The sequence below is a fragment of the Tomitella biformata AHU 1821 genome (genome assembly GCF_000524475.1).
Lineage (GTDB): Bacteria > Actinomycetota > Actinomycetes > Mycobacteriales > Mycobacteriaceae > Tomitella > Tomitella biformata.
The window spans coordinates 1-750 of the sequence record NZ_BAVQ01000049.1 but is presented as its reverse complement, the minus strand read 5'-3'; the positions used below and the strand labels follow the sequence as shown (position 1 = coordinate 750).

The window sequence follows — 750 nt, the reverse complement described above, 5'->3', positions numbered from 1 at the left end:
GTCGCTGGTCAGAGGGGGTGCGAGATGGCCGTCATCGATTCTGGTATCGAGGCGGCGCTCGCCGCTGCCGAGGCCGGTATGGAGGTGCTGCGGGGCACCGATTTCGGGTTGCTGGGCAATGCGGACCGTCTGGACGTGTTGGCGCGCCTTGAACATGTCAGCCGCTCGATCCCGAGTATCGGGCACGAGCTGGTCGCCGAGCTCGACGCCCAGGGTGCGGTCGCCGAGTTCCCCTACGGGGGAATGTCGCCGCTGCTGGCGGGAACATTGCATATCCGGTTCGGGACGGCCCGAAAGATGATGTCCGAGTCGGCGCTGCTCGTCGAGCGGGTCGGGATCAGTGGGGTGCGGGTGCCGGCGGTGTATCCGCTGGTGGCGGCGGCGCAGCGCGGCGGGTGGATCAACGCCGATCACGTGGCGGTGATTCTCACGTTTTTTCGGGAGCTTCCGGCCGCGGTGGGCGCGCAGGACCGGGCGTCGGCGGAGGCGCAGTTGGTGGAGCTGGCGAAGACTTTGCGGCCCGATCAGCTCGAGGCGGCGGCCCGGCGGTTGATGGGGCACCTGAACCCGGACGGCTCGCTTGATGATGAGCGGGAGCGGCGCAAAGAAGTCGGGTTCTGGATGGGCCCGCAAGGCCCGGACGGGCTGACCCGGGGGACGTTCTGTTTTGATGCGCGGTTGCGGGCGATGTTCGAGGCGTTTTTCGCGAAGTTCGCTAAGCCGGGGATGTGTAATCCGGAGGATGAGGAC

General features: G+C 67.5%; 1 protein-coding gene. It reads left to right on the top strand.

Annotated features, from left to right (window positions below; genetic code table 11):
* Positions 1 to 24 precede the first annotated feature (24 nt).
* A partial coding sequence (locus TBIF_RS14900; protein WP_148302288.1) for a DUF222 domain-containing protein occupies positions 25 to 750 on the top strand: 726 nt, incomplete at its 3' end.